This window comes from Paenibacillus hemerocallicola (assembly GCF_006265175.1).
GTDB classification, from domain to species: domain Bacteria; phylum Bacillota; class Bacilli; order Paenibacillales; family NBRC-103111; genus Paenibacillus_AB; species Paenibacillus_AB hemerocallicola.
The window spans coordinates 32,626-48,816 of sequence record NZ_VDCQ01000045.1 but is presented as its reverse complement, the minus strand read 5'-3'; the positions used below and the strand labels follow the sequence as shown (position 1 = coordinate 48,816).

10 protein-coding genes are annotated in these 16,191 nt (G+C 54.8%); 3 read left to right on the top strand and 7 right to left on the bottom strand.

Going from position 1 to position 16,191, the window contains the following annotated elements; genetic code table 11:
- The first annotated feature begins 12 nt into the window (after positions 1-12).
- The gene (locus FE784_RS26270; RefSeq protein WP_139605230.1) at positions 13-1,254 is read left to right on the top strand and encodes a Gfo/Idh/MocA family protein; all 1,242 of its coding nucleotides are present in this window, start codon (positions 13-15) and stop codon (positions 1,252-1,254) included.
- 375 nt (positions 1,255-1,629) lie between these two features.
- On the opposite strand, the gene FE784_RS26265 is transcribed toward FE784_RS26270, so the two are convergent.
- Entirely contained in the window at positions 1,630-3,921 is a 2,292-nt protein-coding gene (locus FE784_RS26265; protein WP_139605229.1) for an alpha-L-rhamnosidase-related protein, read from the bottom strand.
- 173 nt (positions 3,922-4,094) lie between these two features.
- On the opposite strand from FE784_RS26265, the gene FE784_RS26260 reads away from it, so the two are divergent.
- The gene (locus FE784_RS26260; protein WP_139605228.1) at positions 4,095-5,222 is read left to right on the top strand and encodes a substrate-binding domain-containing protein; all 1,128 of its coding nucleotides are present in this window, start codon (positions 4,095-4,097) and stop codon (positions 5,220-5,222) included.
- Between the two features lie 84 nt (positions 5,223-5,306).
- Here FE784_RS26260 and FE784_RS26255 read toward each other — a convergent pair whose 3' ends face one another.
- From FE784_RS26255 to FE784_RS26245, 3 genes are all read right to left on the bottom strand, one after another.
- On the bottom strand, positions 5,307-7,103 hold the full coding sequence (locus FE784_RS26255) for a right-handed parallel beta-helix repeat-containing protein (protein ID WP_139605227.1): 1,797 nt from the start codon (positions 7,101-7,103) through the stop codon (positions 5,307-5,309).
- A 144-nt stretch (positions 7,104-7,247) separates the two neighbouring features.
- The gene (locus tag FE784_RS26250) at positions 7,248-7,973 is read right to left on the bottom strand and encodes a ThuA domain-containing protein (RefSeq protein WP_139605226.1); all 726 of its coding nucleotides are present in this window, start codon (positions 7,971-7,973) and stop codon (positions 7,248-7,250) included.
- A gap of 200 nt (positions 7,974-8,173) precedes the next feature.
- On the bottom strand, positions 8,174-9,439 hold the full coding sequence (locus FE784_RS26245) for an ABC transporter substrate-binding protein (RefSeq protein WP_139605225.1): 1,266 nt from the start codon (positions 9,437-9,439) through the stop codon (positions 8,174-8,176).
- A gap of 505 nt (positions 9,440-9,944) precedes the next feature.
- Between FE784_RS26245 and FE784_RS26240 the strand changes: the two genes are divergently transcribed.
- Positions 9,945-11,270, top strand: coding sequence for an SGNH/GDSL hydrolase family protein (locus tag FE784_RS26240; RefSeq protein WP_139605224.1), 1,326 nt, complete (start codon positions 9,945-9,947; stop codon positions 11,268-11,270).
- Positions 11,271-11,734: 464 nt separating this feature from the next.
- Here the strand turns inward: FE784_RS26240 and FE784_RS26235 are convergent, their stop codons facing one another.
- The 3 genes from FE784_RS26235 to FE784_RS26225 form a co-directional block, all read right to left on the bottom strand.
- Positions 11,735-13,066, bottom strand: a complete 1,332-nt coding sequence (locus tag FE784_RS26235; RefSeq protein ID WP_176706529.1) for an ABC transporter substrate-binding protein — start codon at positions 13,064-13,066, stop codon at positions 11,735-11,737.
- Between the two features lie 578 nt (positions 13,067-13,644).
- Positions 13,645-15,024 (bottom strand): ABC transporter substrate-binding protein, encoded by a 1,380-nt coding sequence (locus FE784_RS26230; protein WP_176706528.1) that lies wholly within the window; start codon positions 15,022-15,024, stop codon positions 13,645-13,647.
- A gap of 13 nt (positions 15,025-15,037) precedes the next feature.
- Positions 15,038-16,180: an efflux RND transporter periplasmic adaptor subunit gene (locus FE784_RS26225; RefSeq protein WP_139605221.1), complete on the bottom strand. Its 1,143-nt coding sequence runs from the start codon at positions 16,178-16,180 to the stop codon at positions 15,038-15,040.
- Between the last annotated feature and the right edge of the window lie 11 nt (positions 16,181-16,191).

Below are 16,191 nucleotides of genomic sequence, written 5' to 3'. Positions count from 1 at the left end.
AAAGAATTGTTCATGCAAACAGAATCAAAGGTTAAATTGGGAGTCATTGGACTTGGCGCTAGAGGAAAAGGCTTGCTCCATAATCTGCTGGTCATGGACGACGTGGAAATACCGGCCGTATGCGATCCTTACGAGGACCGTCTGCAGAAAGCGCTGGATATCGTAACGGAAGCGGGAAGGCCAAAGGCGGAAGGGTATTCGGACTACAAACAGCTGCTTGCTCGCGGCGACATACAAGGCGTTATTATCGCCACGACCTGGATTACACACGCCGAGATCGCTATTGCTGCTATGAAAGCCGGCAAGTACGCGGGAATCGAGGTGGGCGGAGCCGCTGCCCTCGAAGAGTGCTGGGAGCTGGTCCGGACTTCGGAGCAAACCGGTGTGCCATGTATGCTGCTGGAAAACTGCTGCTACGGACGGGAAGAACTTGCCGTCCTCCATATGGTCAAGCAAGGGCTGTTCGGCGAGCTGATTCATTGCCAGTGCGGCTACGAGCATGACCTGCGCAGCGAGGTGGCGCTCGGCGAACAGAACCGCCATAACCGCTTCAGCAACTATTTGCACCGCAACGGCGAGCTGTATCCGATCCACGGACTCGGCCCGGTGTCCAAAATGTTGAATATGAACCGCGGCAACCGGCTCGTGACATTAACCTCGATGTCTTCGAAAGCGCGCGGCATTCGCCAGTGGGCGACGGACAAGTTCGGGGAAAACGACCCGCTGGCCAAAAAGGAGTTCGCCCAAGGCGACATCGTCACGACGATGATCAAATGCGCCGGCGGCGAAACGATATCGATCGTTCACGATACGACGCTTCCGCGCCCTTATTCCCGGGCGGGCCGGGTGCAAGGAACGAAAGGGCTGTGGATGGAGGACAACAACTCGATTCATATCGAGGGAAGAAGCCCGCTTCACAAGTGGGAATCGTTCGACGGCTACCGCGAGGAATACGAGCATCCGATCTGGAAGCAATTTTTGCGCGACGGGGTCCAAGGCGGTCACGGCGGCATGGACCATCTGGTGCTCCGCGCCTTCGCCGAAAGCGTAAAAAACGGGACGGACACGCCGATCGACGTCTACGACACGGCGGTGTGGATGGCGATTACCGTGCTTTCCGAAGATTCGATTGCACTCGGCAGCGCCCCGGTCAGCATCCCCGACTTTACGAAGGGCCAATGGATTAACCGGGCTCCGGGTCCGGCGGGCCGATATATGCTGGACCGTGTAGACGAGTCTTTGATTAACGGTTAACCGCACTTTTCCCCATCTATATCGAAAGGCTGTACCCGAAGCCGCCGACGGCTTAAGGCACAGCCTTTTCTTTCCACTAATCAATCAAAATCTCCCGACCTGGCTTAAAGAAGCAAGGAATCGATGACGCGCTGATTCAACCATATTCAGGTGTTTAATTTTTTTGACTTAGCTTGGCGGTATGTTGCCATGTCTTCTGTAAGTTCGTAGGCTTCATTTATTTATTGATCGCTAATAGTCTTCCCGATTTTCCTCGATAAAAAGGACCTCAGCCTCCATTGTAGTCCCGAGCATCTTTCGGATGCCTTTTCCGGAAATTCTCTACGTATTCCCAAAATAATCGTTCATCCGAGAGCGGATACCGGCTTTCCCGCTTCACATCAACCGGACAACGCAGCCCGCCGGCACTACACCGTCCCACCTCAAGCCTTCCGGCAGCCAGAGGCGGTAATCGATGCGGCCTTCCGCGTTCCTGGTCCATTCCGCCTTCAGCATACCGAGCGCCGTCGGGACCTCCCCTTCGGCCCATTGCAGCGAACCCGGCGCAAGCGTCAAGCGAACCGTGTTCTCCCCAAGCTCGTCGATGCTCACGCCGAGAGCGTGCTTCGTCAGCAAATAAGTCGGTGACGCTCCCCAGCCGTGGCAAAGACTGACCGGCACGTGATCCATCAAATATGTCGGCGTGTTGCCCTGATAAGGGCTCGGCAACGTGCAGCCCGGCGAATGCGGATCGAATACTTCCCACCAGGTCGTAGCTCCGCGCTCCAGCATGCCTCCCCAATAGGCGGCGATTTCCTCGTAGGCCATTTCCTCCTGCCCCATGTCGAACAGCGTCTCCAGCACGATGTGGTAAAAAAAAGCACCCTTGATGTTCGGCAGCCTGCCCGTTCTCCAATTGTCGTCCAGAAACCGACCGGCCTCCGTTTCCGTCATGATGCCCGACCAGATCGCCGCAAAATTCGATTGCAGCGTTATGCTTGCGGATAGCCCATTCTCCGTCAAGCAATCCGCAAACGCCTTGGCATCGTCTAGCCATAACTGTGTGCGTACGGCTTCCCGCAACGCCCGGGCCCGTTCCTCCCAGAGCCGGGCCTGCTCCGGCTGACCCATCGCTTCGCCCAGCTCCACGGCATACCGCAGCGCTTTGTAATAAAAACAGGAGACGGCCGTCACCCGGTCGCGCCGGTCAATGTCGTCGGACCAATCGATGAAGCACCACCAGCCCGCACGGTCCGCTTTTGCAAACAAGCCCGTCTCGTCAAGCTGGGCATGAAACCATTCGAGCACAAGCCCGACCGCTTCCCATACGTCCGACAGGAATCGCTCGTCCTTCGTATACCGCCAGTAGTCGTATACCCCGAACAACCAATGGGCGCAAAAATCCGGAAGCAGGAACGTGTTTCGTTCCGGTCCCGTTCCGGGAATGGAACCGTCGGCATTTTGGATTCGCGCCGCCTGCAGCAAGCATTTGCGCACCAGTGCCCGATCTCCGAACGTGTAGGCAATGACTCTGCCCATCACGACGCCGTCGGCGATCCACAGCGCTTTCTCGCGCAGCGGGCAGTCTTCGAGATGATCCTGGCTGTTTATCATCGTCGTGTACCGGCCGATTTCCCAGATGCGGTTCAGCAGCGGATTGCTCGTTTCCAGACGGCCTTGCCGCTCAAACGGATAGCGGACTTGCCGCAGCATGCACCGGCGAAGCCGCACCGGCTCCGGCGCCGCCTGCAGCACGAACTTGACGTACCGGAACGCCCTTCTTCCGAAAGGGGACAGCACGTTTCGCCCCTTCTTCAGCACAAAAGTATCGAACAACGCCATGTCCAGCGTTTCCCCATACAGCAGTTGCAGCACGCCTCCTTCAGGCGCATCCGCGACGATCTCCACATAGCCGACCGCCTCGCGGGCGAAGTCGAACACGACGCCGGGCATCGCTCCCGGTCGCTCAGCCTCCAGTGTCATAGCTCTGTCGTGCTCGCCGGGGCCTAGTATGGACTCGCTTCCCGAAACCGCTCCATAGTTGGCATCGATCGTAACGACATCCTCGGGCCATCTGGGCTCTTGCAGCAAAAACGGGATTTCCCTCTCCAGCAGACGCGGCCACGGACTGTCCGCCTGAAGCGCGAGGGCGACGACGTCGGCCGGCCGCCAGCCGGAATCGTCGTACCCCGCCCGCTCCCAGCCGTCTTCCTTGTCGGCCAGGTACAATTCTTTGTAGCCGTTCCAGTGGTGCTGTCGGGAAACCTTCTGTACCCAGCGCGGAGAGCGGCGAAGCTTCCACGTCTCATCCGTAAAGATGCAGAGGCCCGCTTCCCCGATCCGGATGTCGAGTTGGGCAAACAGTCCGCCGGGGCCTTGAAACTGCTGGGTAGCGATTTCCTTCGTACCGAAATTGTAGGCCAGAATGGCGAGCGCATTTTCCCCCTCTACCAAAAAATCTCCAACCTCGTACGTGTCGTAGTACTGCCAACCGTTGTCCGCCGGAGACGGTCCTCGGCCGACCGTTTTGCCGTTCAGCATCGCGACGTATTCCTGATTGGCCGTAATGCGCAGGCTGGCCTTATCGGGAAGCGCAGATAGCGTAAAGCGGGTTCTTGCTTCGATATATACGTTCGGCTTCCCCTTCGCAGACTCGTCCCAAATCCAGCTCGCTTTCCAATGTTCCATTTCGTCGATCTCCTTTTCGTTCATCCATGATCATTATAACGTCAAAGCATAATTAAAGGTTATGAACATTTTGAAAAACATACTTTTCTCAGTGATTTTCTCGAACTTTGCTCCCGATTGCTTGTAATCGTCTCACTTTTAAGTATACTTTATATTCAAGGAGTGATTCGGGCATGTCAAAAGAAGAAAAATTTGTTCCTTTATACAAAACAATCTATACCGACCTGAGGCAACAAATATTGCGCGGTGAGCTAACGTCTCACACTCCTTTGCCGCTTCAAGGAGAGATTGCGAAACAGTACAATACGAGTGAGATCACCTCACGCCGCGCACTTACGGAGCTGGCCAAAGATCGATTGATCTATCGGGTGAAGGGCAAAGGCTCCTTCGTCATGGAGCAGGCCGGGAAAATCCGGGAGCACGCGGATGCCACGCCTATGGACAAAGTTTACTTTATCCATCCCCGAGCCAATTCCCATATCTTCAATCACCGATTCTTCAGCGACATGCTTGAGGGCATACATGACTGCTGCGAAAGGAACGACATCGCCTTCAGCATCAGCGAGGCGGATGACCACTTACGGCTGCCCGACGACAGAAACGCCGGCTTCATCGTGCTAACGCATGTCCCGAACGCCCGGGAATTCGGTCTCGAAACGTTGAGCCGCTGGATCGAGGAGCGCCACAAGCTGGTCACGGTCCACTTCTACTATCCTCACCTGCGTCTTCCTTACGTCATTTCGGACAATTTGACCGGGGGTTACTTGTCGACGCAGCATTTGCTTGCTTTGGGCCATGAACGAATCGGCATTATATTGACCGGCAAAACGCAGCTAGAGCTGAACCAGGAGTTTTCGCTGCGTCTTCAGGGGTACAAGCTGGCCCTCAACCAGCACCGCATCCCGCTCGATCCGGAACTGGTCGTTACGATGGACGGCCAGCAGGAAACGGAGGAGATGGGCCATGCCGGGTTTTCCCGCCTCATGGCACTGGAGCAGCCCCCCACCGCCGTTTTCGCCACCAGCGATATGAAAGCGATCGGCGTTCTCCGCGCCGCGCAGGATATGGGGATCGACGTGCCGGGGCAAATGAGCGTCGTCGGCTACGATAATTTGACCGTGTCGCCTTATTTGTCGCCCCCCTTGACGACCATCGATCAGAACGCCCGGCAGCTCGGCATTCGTGCGGTGGAACTATTGCTGCTCGAGCAGGCGGACGATCAAGGCAGCTTGGTCAAAGACGAGATTGTGCCCCGGCTCATCGTACGCGGAAGCACGGCGGCGCCGCAAACCAGGCGCTAAGCGGGCAAGCCGGACGATCAGCCAAAAGCAGAAAGGACCTTCCAAGGCGGAGGTCCTTCCTTCTTGCCTTCCTCACGAAACGGCTCAGGCGGGAGAGAGCGTGTCGGTTTTGTACCATACACCGCCGCAATTGATGTACAGCAGCTTGTTCGCTTCATCGACGACCAGTTCCGCCCCGGTTGTGCCTGACGGCAAACCGCTGCTCGAACGGAGAAAGATCGGGGCGTTGCCGCTCTTCAAATCGAGTGCGCCGATATAGGAGGAGCCGCTCGTTGTCCGGTCTTGGCCGTTGTTAGTGAAATATTGCTCTTGGGAAACAAACTGCATGTTTAAGGCATTGCTTAGCGCATAGTTGGAGACGACGATATTGTTTTTCGAATTGGCATCGAGCGCGGCGATGCCCGCCTTATGATTCGGACCGGTTACGATATTGCCGTCGATAATATTTCCCGTGCTGCCGTTTGCAAGCGCGATGCCGTAAAACGTATCGGCCGTCTGCAAACCGTTGTTGTTGACGCGGTTGCCGCGTATATTGACGTTTAACGCCTGTTCCATATAGATGCCGTGCTGCGTATTGTTGTGGATAATATTGCCCTCGACGATCGACTGGTCGATCCCCACCGATGTTGATCCGACGACAACCGGATTGCAGTACAGCGCCGTTCCCGTGCACGAGGCGATCGTGTTGCCTTTTACCGAATAATAGCGGGACGCCTGGATGAGGATGCCTCCCGAATTGCGGCTGCCGACGATCGTGTTGTCATGGACTTTGCAGTAGTAGGTGTTCTGCGCGACTTTTATGCCCCGTCCCCAGTTGTTGAAGCACTCGTTGTCGTAAATGCTGACATGGCTGACGCGGAAGTTCACCGAGCCGTAGACCGTAATCGCGCTCGCAAACACTCCCGGCTGACCGGTCAGGCCGCATTCCTCCAGCGTATTCCCCTGCACGAGCACATGCCCCGTTTTGTTGATGTCGATGCCGCCGTATGCGCACCGTTTCGCCGTGTTATTGACGATTTTCAGCCCTCTGGCCGCCGTGGTGCAGTCCGTTACGAGTCCGAACCGGCAATCTTCTACGACATTGTTGTCGAACGTATTGTCGTACGGCTCCAGCCCGTAATAGTTGTCCTCGTTGATCGCATTGCGGCAATGGGTCACCGTACACCGGACAACGCGGCAGTTTTTGCATCCGTAGGTCAGCCAGACGCCGGCTACCCCGTTGCGATCGGGCGTATTGCCGTCGCCGCCGCATCTCGTAATTTTGACATTCTCGATCAGACCGTCCGTTACTTTGGCAAAGACGATGCCGCTGCCCGAACCGGCAATGTTCGGAGTGCCGATCGTATTCGGCGGTTGCGTTCCGTAACCGCTTCCAGTAAGCCGGATATTCGAAATCGTCACATTCACCGTATCGATGCTTTCGATCAGGTTCAAATTCGGAACGTCCGTGTACAGCTCGCCGGTTCCGTCAATCTTCATATGGGACGGAACCGAAAGCGCGGTGCCGATCCGGAACCGCCCTTCGGGAATCCAAACCTTCTTTCCTTCGGCCTGTGCGGCATCAATCGCCGCCTGGATCGCGGCCGCATCGTCCGCCCCGTCGCCTTTGGCCCCATGACAAACAATATTGACGCAACAGCAGGCGCACCCGTCAGCGGGAGACGTTCCTTCCGATCCGCCGTATGCCGACTTCGTCACCGAATGGGCGCCTGCATGGACGGGCGGACCGAAAGCCGCCCCTCCCGCCGCCAAACCGATCCCGGCCGCCGCCAAAGCGGTCAACACCGTCCTGCGGCTAATCCGCGCCTCCCGATCCCGCTCCTCCAGCTGTGCCGCCTCTTCCCCCTGTCCGTACTTTTCTTCCGAAGGCACTCCTGTCATTGCACTCCATCCTCCCCGTATCGTTTTCGTTTGCCGGAGCCTCGACGGAATTACCGCCCCTGTTCGAAGAACGGAGCCGGCCTTGTTCGGCAAGCCCCGATCGTCAGAGGACGGGTCCGCATTTCCGTTGAAGCTCCTTGCCGGCTATCGGACGCTATTGAGCGCCTCGAGCGGCTTGACGTTGCCGTAGGTTTGCCGTACGCCGTGACGCGGCGCAGCCCAGCGGACCGCGTTGGAGATAACGCGCAAGACGTCTTTGTTGTGGTACGTCGGAAACGTTTCATGGCCCGGGCGGAAATAAAACACTTTGCCGTTGCCGCGATGGTACGTGCAGCCGCTTCGAAACACCTCGCCGCCCTCGAACCAGCTGATGAACACCAGCTCGTCCGGCGCGGGAATATCGAAATGCTCGCCGTACATTTCCTCGTGCCCGATCTCGAAATATTGACCGAGCCCTTCGGCGATCGGATGCGCGGGATCGACGACCCAAATCCGTTCCTTGTCGCCTTGCTCGCGCCATTTCAGGTCGCAAGTCGTACCCATCAGCTTTTTGAAAATTTTCGAAAAATGGCCGGAATGCAGGACGATGAGCCCCATTCCTTTCAGCACGCGCTCGTGCACGCGAGCGACAATCTCGTCGGATACTTCGCCGTGCGCCTTGTGTCCCCACCAGATCAGCACGTCCGTTTCGTTCAGCACGTCCCCGCCCAGCCCGTGCTCGGGCTCGTCGAGCGTGGCGGTGCTAATCCGCACCTCTTCCCCGGCGATACCCGCGGCAATGGCGCCGTGAATCCCTTGCGGGTAAATGGCGGCAATCTTTTCGTTCGTCTGTTCGTGGCGATACTCATTCCAGACCGTTACGCGAATCACAATCCGTCATCTCCTTCATTGTTGCATCCCTTTTGCCGCCTATAAGGCCTTGGTGTCCGCAAAGCGGATCGAAGGTCTACCCCGCTCCCGCCGCAAGGTCCGGCCGCCGACCGTCAAACGGCCAGCGTTGTCGGACTTTTTTCCGGCTATTACGCACCGGACCGCAGTAAAGCGTTTTCCCCCGCATCCTTTTGTTCGGACTATTTCCGCTTCTCCTGCTCGACCAGCTTCTCCGTTTCTTCCTTCCAGCCACGGAGCGTGGTGTTGATGTCCGTCCCTTTCTTCACCATATCGTTCAGCTTCTTGGACAGCTCCGTATTCCCGATCGTGTCGTAAGGGCTTGCTATGTACTTCAACGGCTTCATGGCTTGAATCGCTTTGTAGTTTTTGCTGCTCAAGAACACCGGGTTTTTCCACATCTTCCACGTTTCCTGCTGTACCTCGTCAGACAAGAAGGCCGTGATAACGCGAAGCGCTTCTTCTTTGTGCTTGCTCGTCTGGGTAATGCTGTACGCACCGGGATTGGACGGCCACACCAGCTCGCGGTTGGCGAATTTCGGAAATGTAACCAGATCCCAGTTGACTTGCCCCTCGTATTTGTCGGCATCGACGACCAAAATTTCCGCGTTGCCGGCATACATCGCCACGTTTTTCGTTTTCAGGAAGCTTTCCGTCAAATAGCCGCTGCCCGGCGACAAATACCCGTCCTGCTCGTCATACGCCCGCTTGTAAACCCGCAGCACCTCGGCCCAGCCCGGATTGGCAATATCGACCTTTCCTTCCTGATTGGTAAAGAAAATGCCGTAAGCAAACGGAAGATACCGGGGCGCGTTATGTATATCCAGCCCCTTGTATGCGATGCCCCCGTCCGTACGCGTCATTTTCCGGGCCAAGTCGATGACCTGGTCCCACGTCATGTTATCTTTCGGATAAGGGGTGGCGAACTTATCGAAAATGTCTTTGTTGTATACGAGAGCAAAGGGCGTAACGACCGCCTTCGGGTCCTCGGGAATCGCATTCGGCACGCCGTACAGCTCGCCCTTCGGGCCGTACTCGCGTATGGCGTTCAGCTCCTCCGCCACAAACCGGTTCATATTGACATTTTGCTGCTTCAGCAGCGCGTTCATGTCATACGTCAATCCCATTTCGCCGTACTTCCGCAACTGGGAAGCGTTTGTCTGGATAATATCGGGCGCGCTCCCCGCGACAATGCTTTGCTCCACCTCGGTAAAACCTGCCCCCATAAATTCAAAAGTGACATGCGCGAGGTTTTGCTTTACATACGGATGCTCCAGTATTTTATTGTATTGCTCCTTCGGCACTGACCAGGCAATTTTGATCGTTACCGGCTTCGGCGGCTCCTCCTTCGGCGGCTCCCCCGCGCTTCCCTCCTTTCCTGCACAAGCTGCGAGCAAGCCTGCAACATAAATCAGTGTCAGTCCGGTCAATCCTCTGCGTAGTCTCACAACCTTCAGCCCCCTTCTCAGATTCCATACCTTTCCTCTTTCAAGGCGAGTATAGCATGTAATTTAATAGAGTGTAAAGTATATTTTAATTTAAAATGTATATTTTTATTGATTGTTGATCGGCACGGCGGAGCTAGCGGCGAGCCCTTCCAGTCGGGAGCTCGCGCAGCTCGCCAACGGCGTCGGCCGCCAGAAACGACACTGCAACTATACACAACACAACGAGGTGATGAAGCGCCTGTTCATCGTTAATCGGATACCATTCTCGGCTTAAAGCGCAATACTTTATTTTCTTTGAACACCTGCCGCTTTTTTTCAAAATTTGTATGGCGCAAATCGATTTATTCCATGTTCAAAGCAACATCGGCTTATTATAATGAACTTACGTTGCACGGACATCCCGCCGGCCCTCAAATTGGCGAAGGACGGCATAAGACACGACGATCGGGAGCTGGGCGATCAACGGAAAAGACCCGTTTTACGGTGAAATCAGGAGGTGGAGGAGATGGCTTCAGACCAATCGGGCGGGCTTGATTACACGAAGGGCATCGACAGTTCGTCCGTGGGAGACGGCATCCGGGATTATGGCCTGATGCTGCCGGACTACGACAACGCCAAGGAACGAAAAGTGAGAGATGGCATTCCCAACGTTCTGGACAAGCTGGAACGCGGAGAACGGGTAACGGTCGGATATATCGGCGGAAGCATCACGAAGCAGAGAGGATGGCGTCCGCGTACGACGTTGTGGCTGAAATCCCGTTTTCCCGACGCGGCGATTACGGAGGTAGACGCCGCGATCAGCGGCACGGGCGCGGACCTGGGAGCGGCGCGGATCGACGGCGACTTGCTGGTCCATCGGCCGGACCTCGTTTTCGTCGAATTCGTCGTCAACGGGGCCGGGCTGCGGGATGTCGAAGGGCTGGTCCGGAAAGTGCGGAAAGCAGATCCGTTTACGGACATCTGTTTCGTCTATACGCTGAAAAGCGATTTGGTGGCCTCCTATGCGCCAGGCTCGACACCATCCTACCCTTCGAGCCTCGTCGCGTTTGAAACGGTTGCCGAGCACTACGGAATTCCAAGCATCTTTTTCGGCTATGTGCTGGGCGAGCTTTATACCCGCGGGCGGCTTGCGCCGAAGGCGGACGAGCCGGTCGATTCCTCGGGAAAAGTCGCTTTCACGAAAGACGGCGTCCATCCCCTCGGTACGGGCGACCAGTTGTACGCCGGCGCGGTGGCCCGAAGCATCCTCAGCATGCAGCGGTTGGGCGGCCATCCTGCCGCCCGCGACCTGAAAGCTCCGCTGGACCCGCATAACTGGGAGAAGGCGACAACGAGGGATGCCGCGGATTTTGCCGTCGGCCTAGAGCAATTGGACACGGATGCCGATGATTTCGGCCAGGCTTTGCCCTATGCCGGTCTTAAGGAGACGATCAGACAAATGTACCCGCGGCTTGTGAAAATGGCGACGCCCGGCGACAGTATGACCGTATCCTTCGAAGGGACCGCATTCGGAATCGCCGATGTCGGAGGTCCGTTCTCGGGAAGGCTCGGCGTCGTTGCGGACGGGCGGGCGCCGGTATCGGTCGAACGGTTCGTGAAATACAATTCTTATCTGAGGCATCAATATTTCTTTTTGCCCGAAATGGAAGACGGCCGGCATACCGTGACATTGACGCTGCTGCCGGGAATAGCGGATAAACGAGAAATCGTACAAAACAAAGCCGATTACGACCGGAATCCGGACGCCTACAAGCGCGGCGAAGTGTATATCGGCAAAGTGATCGTGGTGGGCACGTTCGTGGATGCCGACGAAAAGCCGGTGAACGAATAGGCTTTGAACCTCACAGACAGATGGGAGAAACAGGGATGCAAAACTACAGCTATCATTGCAGCACGAGCATCGAGATGGGTTCGGAAAATCGGCGCAGCTAGCCGGGAGCTGGACGAGCTGCGGGTCGGCTCGTCCGTCTTTCTGGTTAGCGACCCGGGGGGCGTGTCTTCATTTAGTTTTCGTTCTCGTTCCCGTTAGTTAGACGATTAAGGCTGCCATATTTCCAACAGATTCCCATCTATATAGTGATTCATCGAAAAGAAAAGTCACCACGGAGGACGGCGTCCCCATGCTTTGGACTGGCGGGATGCTAGACGCCGGCCTTCAGTAACTCCGGACGCGATCCCCGCTCTCCTTTATCAATCGCGCAAAAAAGGGCCCCTGTCTTCATAAAAGAAGACGAGAACCCATCCGTCGCCTTGCTGTTGCCGCAATATAACGCCATACCCAGCCGGCTTCGACGTCTACTGGACGCTCACGATTTCTTTATTGGCTTTCTCCTCGCCTTTCCGAAGGGCGGAGACGATATCCGTTCCATTCACCATAACATCCTTAACGACTTCATCGTTCAGCAATGAATTGATTTTGGCGTCGTACTTGGATGCCTCTGGCAGCGGGGCCGGGCTTACTTTAAAGATCGCCTTCAAGTTTTTGCCCTCGAACAAGCCGCTTTCCGCTCCGAAGGTGTTAAGTATCGCCTCGTTTTTCAACACGCTCATCCGCCCGGCTTTGCTTATATTCGTCTGCACTTCGTCCGAAATAATGCTGAGCAGTACTTGATAGGCAGCTTCCCGGTTTTTGCTCGACTTGTTGACGACCGCCATATGGAAGTCTATGGATCTCCCGTAGTTCGGTTTATCGCCAAAGGTCGGATGAGAGACGACATCCCACTTGAAGGAGTCTTTCGTTCCCGCTGTCGTGAACATGGAAATAAGCGAAGCGACCCAGCCCGGATACATCGCTACCCGCTGTTCTTTAAAAAACAAGTTCGGCGAATGGGCATACGTCGTTTTATCCATATAACCTGGTGTCGCAAAAAACTGCTTGAGCAGAGTCAATACTTTGACATGCTGGTCGGAAGTGAGTGTGGCGGACTTTTTCGTTTTGTCGAATACCGGAACGCCGTACTGCCAATACATCGAAGACAAGGCGCCTGGCAATATGCCGATATACTTGACATCGCCTTCTGTACGGGTCAAGCGGTTGGCTTTCTCGTAAAGCTCCTCCCAAGTGTTCACATCCTTCGGGTAAGGAACCCCGAATTTGTCGAAAATGTCTTTGTTATAAGTCAAAACGCCATAATTCATCGCAAACGGAATTCCATAAAAAGCCTTGTTGTCGCCCAGTTGATTCAGTTGGTCCACGATGGCGGGCTCAAACCGCTGTAAATTGACGCCGTACGTTTTGATCATTTGCGTCAAATCTTCGGGAACGTTGGCTTCCTGGACCGTGCCCAAAGAAGGATTGCTGACGAGTACGATGTCGGGCGGCGTTCCCGCGGTCAACAGCTTATCTAGCGAATCCCGGGTTTGCACCAGATTGATTTGCGGGTATTTGGCCTTGATCGGGTCCGCAAAAAACTTTTTGAATTGTTCGTCCGTTGTCCCCGTATTAATGTCCTGAACGAGCAGGTCCGCAGGTCCGCCTTTATATTCGGTAGTGTTCTTCGGCGCTTCCGCTTTGGATGCAGGTTCGTTTTGTCCCCCCGTCGGTTCGTTCTTGGCGCAAGCGGCCGTCAAAGAGGCTCCAATAAGCAAAATGGCGAGACTCTTTGCGGCAATCGGATACTTGTTCATGTTCGTTTCCTCCAACTGGCTGATTTCCATGGAACTTTCCCGTTCGATCCGTTTTCCTTTCTTCCCATGAAAGCGTTGACAAGGAAGTCCATTGCCAAAAACAATACCAAAATCATACCAACAGTGTAAACATGTTTCCCTACAATAGTCATTAAATTAAAATAAAATGTCATATTTTTCATACTGATCTCCTCCAAATCCGACTTGCTCGAGACAGGAGGATGCGAATATAGGCAGCAAAAAGACTCTCGTCTTGCAAGACGAAAGCCATGGTTTTTGAACATTTGCCCCTATTAATTTGAAAGAGAATTTTCATTATACCACTTCTTAGCAGGTTAATATGAGCCTGATCCGGTTCGAGTAAGCGACGGCTCGCCGATCCGCGAGCCTCTGTATCCACCATAGATTACCGTGAGGGTCGCGTACGCGCCCAATCGTTCGACGAAGGCAAGATTCGTCATTTGAGTGACTGCAGTCGCCCCAGCTTGTAAATCTTGCTCGAACACGGCATCGCCATCTTCCATATAAAGTCGAAGGAAGCCCGATGTATCCGGCTACTCTTCTGCTGCTCGCGTTCGTTACTCATTCAAGTATATCTTCACCCGATTCTGGATCAGATTGCTTACTTCTTCCGCGGACTTCTGCCCGCTCATGAAGCTTTTGAACTCCTCCATCGCGATCATCAACACTTTCATATCGCTGGATCTCCGGACATCCGCCTCCGTGATCATCTTCTTGATGTCCTCGATCCGTTTTTTGGCCGTTTCGCCGTCCGGCAGCATGTTTGGCGGTGTAGCCGCACTCACTCCTCCGTTTCTCGGCGTTTGCTCATTCAGCGTTCCGTTCTTGAATTTCTGCAAAACTTCATTGAATTTCTGATCGACAGCGCCTTTATTCATCGGAAATCCCATAAGATTCGGCGAAGCTTGCATGTCGGAGGAGAGCAAAAACTTGATAAATGCCCATGCTTCCTGTTGCACGTCGGATTTGCTGTTTATCCCCAAACTGTAATTGAACTTGAACGGTACGCCGCTCTTTTTCCCGCTTGCGCTCGGCTTCGGGAAATAATCCATGTTCGAGGGCATCTTAAGCGCCTCTTCGGGGCTGTAAATGCCCGCCAACAGAAATGCCGACTTGCCCGTACCGGACGTGGACGAAAACCCCGAAAGCCCTTCATTGAGCATGCCCTCGTCATACATCAGCTTGATTTCCTTCATCATGTTGCGGAACAAGTCCGAGTCGAAGCCCGGCTTGCCCTGCCCGACGAGCTGGCTGTAATTATCCTCTATATAATCCCAGAGCAGCTCCGTGGGAGACAGGTTGCCGAATCCGTCATACCCTTGCTGCTTCAATTTCTTGGCGATTTCCTTAAACTCCATCCAGCTCCATGATTTATTTTTGTCTACGGGAACATTCGCCTTTTTCAGAAGCTCGGTATCTCCCCGAACAAGATCGAGCGAATAAGAAAGCGGCATGACGTACAGACCGTCCCCGTCTTGGGACGCTTTCAAAATATTGGCGTATAACGCGTTTCGGTCGAACGAGTTGTCTTTGGCCATAAGGTCGTACATGTTCACCAGCAGTTTTTTGGCGACGAATTTATCCTGGGGCATTTCGTTCATGAGAATAATATCGGCCCCTTTGCCGGAAATGACCTGCGTCGTCACCGATTGAACATACTTTTCCACATCCGCCAGCGAGAGGGCCTCCATGCTCATGCCGCCTTCTGCGGCTGGCTTCGCCGCCTTGTATTCTTTCACTTCGATATGAACGTCCGGATGACTTTCCTCGAATTTCTGCACAGCGGACTCCAAGAAACGATCTTTCGTCATAACCGATACAACGACGGTTTTCTTGCCGCTCTTCGCCTCGCCTTTCGAATCGCCTCCGCTGTTGCCGGAACAGGCGGATACCAGCAGAACGGCGGACAGTGTCGCGAATACCCCTACTTTTTTCAAATGAATCATCCTCTCAATTTAATCGGACCCGATTGCCTTCCTGCAGCGGTGCGCTCGACTCCGTCACGATTTCTTCTCCCAGGTAAACGCCTCCGAGCACGACGATCTCCTCGTCATTCCCTTTTCCCGTCTTCACATAAGCCTTCTGGACAGTGTACGTGTTGCCGAGCGAGCTTCGATTCTCGCGAACGACGAACACGTAGCTTCCGTTGCCGTCTTTTTTGATCCACTTTTTGTTGAGGACGATCCCCTGCTCTTTGAGCGGTTTCTCCAAGTTAACGCTGGCTGACTCACCTCCCTGAAGACCGTCGCCCGACACGTGGACGACGATCGTTTTTTGACCCTTGGCACCTCCGTCCGTATTGCCATCCGCGTCCGGTTTGTTTGCAGACCCTCCTCCGCCGCTTCCCGCAGAAGCGTCCTTGATTTCGACGACTGTTCCTTCCATCTGCCGCGGCTCATCGCCGCTCACGGCTACAGGCACTTTCTCGTCCTTTCGCATCAAATCGGCCATAGCTTTACCGACCGTAAAGGTGAATTGGAACCCCTCGCCGACTTCCACCAGCGTCAATACCGGCTGCCCCTGGGCAACGTTCATGCCTTCCTTGGCTTGGAGATTCAACACTTTGCCGTCCGCTGGCGCTGTCAACATGCGTTTTCGCGCCAGATCATTGCGCATGGTTTCGATTCTCCGCATCGCTATGTCCCGATCCAATCGATCCAATTCCAAGCTGCGCTCCGCTTTGCGGATCACCTCCACGTCTCCTGCTCGCTGGGCGTCCACGAACTGTTCTTGCAGCTGCTCCCGATTCAAATTCTTTTTCTTCAGTTCGTCTTCCGCATCGAGAAGCTGCCGCTGCGCCTCCGTTTCGTCGAACGTAACGAGAACCTGCCCTTGCTTTACTTGTTCGTCATTGCGGACATGCACTTTCGCCACTTTCCAGCCGCTATCGCTGTTTAACTCGATTTGTTGACGCGGCTTGATCAGCCCGCTGCCTTCGATTCGATAGGTCAACGTTTTTTTTGCGGGCTTCTCTGTCGTCACTTTGGGCAGCAATACGGTTTGAAGCGTTTGGCTGAACAAGGTGAACCCTGCCAATACGAGGAGGAACACGACCAATGCAATGCCGGCAATCCTTTGTTTCTGAAGTACCATGCTGCCAATCT

Coding starts and splice junctions, on each gene's coding strand:
- FE784_RS26265 (WP_139605229.1), bottom strand. CDS start 3,921: ATGGAACATTGGAAAGCGAGCTGGATTTGGGACGAGTCTGCGAAGGGG.
- FE784_RS26235 (WP_176706529.1), bottom strand. CDS start 13,066: ATGAACAAGTATCCGATTGCCGCAAAGAGTCTCGCCATTTTGCTTATT.
- FE784_RS26225 (WP_139605221.1), bottom strand. CDS start 16,180: ATGGTACTTCAGAAACAAAGGATTGCCGGCATTGCATTGGTCGTGTTC.
- FE784_RS26260 (WP_139605228.1), top strand. CDS start 4,095: ATGTCAAAAGAAGAAAAATTTGTTCCTTTATACAAAACAATCTATACC.
- FE784_RS26240 (WP_139605224.1), top strand. CDS start 9,945: ATGGCTTCAGACCAATCGGGCGGGCTTGATTACACGAAGGGCATCGAC.
- FE784_RS26270 (WP_139605230.1), top strand. CDS start 13: ATGCAAACAGAATCAAAGGTTAAATTGGGAGTCATTGGACTTGGCGCT.
- FE784_RS26255 (WP_139605227.1), bottom strand. CDS start 7,103: ATGACAGGAGTGCCTTCGGAAGAAAAGTACGGACAGGGGGAAGAGGCG.